This window comes from Nitrospira sp. BLG_2, from assembly GCF_049222245.1.
Genome location: NZ_JBLYIG010000681.1, coordinates 1 through 2,299 on the forward strand (window position 1 = coordinate 1; position 2,299 = coordinate 2,299).

Consider the following 2,299-nt stretch of genomic DNA (forward strand, 5'->3'; position numbering starts at 1 on the left):
CATCTTCGTCCACAGCACATGCGCGAAATTTTCCGAGGTCGGAATCCGCTCTCTGAAGTAGGGCATGTCGAGGTTCAGGTTTTTGTGATCGAATTCTTCGATCACATCCAGGAGCACCCGTTTGAGATCGAACAGGTTGACGACCATGCCGGTTTTCAAATCGATTTCGCCGGAAACCGTCACTTCTAACAGATAGTTATGTCCGTGAGCGGGAGGATTGTAGCAGCGGCCGAACACCGCACGATTCTTCGCCTCATCCCATTCAGTCCTGCTATAGCGATGCGCGGCGGCGAATTCGATACGCTTATTCAACAAAACGGTGGGCATAGCTCTCCGGTGCTGAGCTTAACTGATTAACCGCTTAGATCGGCGAGCCACTCTTCCCTCATGCTGCCGGAGACCGGCACCTCTTCATGGTATTCGCCATGGATTACTCGAATGGTAACCGGTCGAGCCAGGTCCGCGAAGGCCCTTTTCATCGAGCCGGTCGGCCGAAACCTCACGAAATGAACCGCGCTGATTTTCGTCTCATGGCTTCGGCCGCCTTCGAACTCGCCGAAGACTGCTTCCTCGCCGGCGGTGATCGCCACTTTCTCTCCGTGATCCAGTCCCATGAACTGATCGAGCTTTTCCTTCATCTCTGCTTCATCGGTGATCTCGATCAAGAGCGTGGCGCTCAACTCGTTCGGCTGCGGCAGCAGGGCATTGTACACATCCAGCTCCTCCTGGATCTTGACCGGATCCACAATTCGTTCGGCTCGGATCATTTCCTGAATCTGAAATTGCAGCGTTTCCCGGTTTTCGAACACCATGGTGATAAACGGGCCGATCGAAATTCGGCGCCGCTGCTTCAGCGCGATGATTTTCGCGCGAAAGACTTCCCGTCGCCGTTCATATTCTTCGTACGGAATGACATCGCCTGGTGTGATCGCCTTCACCATTGCTCCTTTACTCCGACCCACTACTCTCGTGAAGCCAGCCCATACGCGTCACGGACTATTTGAATCGGATGCAGGACGGATTTTCCTCCCGCATGACCCGACGCGCCGGCTTGTTCCAATTGTAACCCCGCCAAGGGGCAGTCCGACGCAACGAGATCGGCTTGCGCGTGCTCGATTGCGCGCACGGCTTTCCCGGCAATCTTCATCGAAAGAGGGAAAAACTCCGTTTTGGCCGACCATGCGCCGTCGTGCCCCGAACATTGTTCGATGACCTCGACCTGGGCACCGGCAAACTCCATAAGCTCCTTGGATTTGAACCCGATATTCTGATCTCTGAGATGACAGGGAATCTGATACGCCACCCGCCCGGGGTTCACCGGGAAATCGGTTGCCAGATGTCCGGTTTTTTTCATAACCATCAGATATTCACAAACATCGAAGGTCCGCTCGGCAACCCGCTTGGTCTTCTCATCGCGATGGAGTTCCGGATATTCGCGTTTCAACATCAAACTGCAACTGACGGTGGGAACCACTACATCATATCCGTCGACGACCAAGGGGTACAATGAGGCGACGTTGCTTCGAGCTGCCTGTTGAATGGCCTGGGTGTCGCCTATATCGAAACTTGGCATACCGCAGCAGCGTTGTTCCGGCACCACGACCCGGACCCCATTTTTCTCCAGCACCTGCACCGTCGCCTTGCCGACATCGGTCGCCTGGAAATTCACAAGGCAACTTGAAAACAGGGCCACCTTGCGGACAGGGGAATCGGCTGTGACTGTCTTGGTTCGGCGGCCGAACCAACGGGGAAACGTCTCTCCGGAAAAATGCAGGACGCGACGGTCCCGATGAATCCCCAGGATTCGTTCCAGAAAGCGTCGCACCAGCCGGTTCTCCAACAACCTATTGGTGATGGAGGCGGTCGCGCTGCCGAGTCTTCCGATGAGATCTGTCATGATCAATAGACGATCCCGCAGCCGAACACCGCGCTCCGCCGCGAGACGCTTCTTCCAGGCGACCATCAAATGCGGGAAGTCGATCTCGTAGTGATGCGGCGGGGTATAGGGACAATGATTGAAACAGAGCTTGCAGTAGTAGCATTCGTCGACGACTTGATGATGGTCGGCCGGGGTGAGTTTGGCCACATCCCCCTCGTACACATCAATACGATCCAATAGAGTGTTGAACGATGGACAGAGGTTGAAGCACCGCCGACAACCGTCACAGACCTCGTAGATCCGCAGCGTTTCCTTCTCCAATTGTTTGGAATCGATCGGTGTGACGAGGCTGAGGCCCTTCATGATTCGCTTCTCCGAAAACGATCAGCGGCCAGCCTTCGCCGACGAACTCTCGCCACG

The 2,299-nt window shown here is 55.4% G+C and carries 3 protein-coding genes; all 3 read right to left on the bottom strand.

All coding sequences use genetic code 11. The annotated features are described in order from the left end of the window. Positions 1 to 327, bottom strand: a 327-nt coding sequence (locus ACOSYY_RS18005; protein WP_421664218.1) for a 6-carboxytetrahydropterin synthase, incomplete at its 3' end; no start/stop codon positions are given. A 26-nt stretch (positions 328 to 353) separates the two neighbouring features. Further along, complete coding sequence (locus tag ACOSYY_RS18010; RefSeq protein ID WP_421664220.1) at positions 354 to 941, bottom strand: DUF3501 family protein; 588 nt, start codon at positions 939 to 941, stop codon at positions 354 to 356. 20 nt (positions 942 to 961) lie between these two features. After that, a complete protein-coding gene (locus ACOSYY_RS18015) occupies positions 962 to 2,242 on the bottom strand; it encodes a heterodisulfide reductase-related iron-sulfur binding cluster (protein ID WP_421664221.1) in 1,281 nt (426 codons plus the stop codon). Positions 2,243 to 2,299 lie beyond the last annotated feature (57 nt).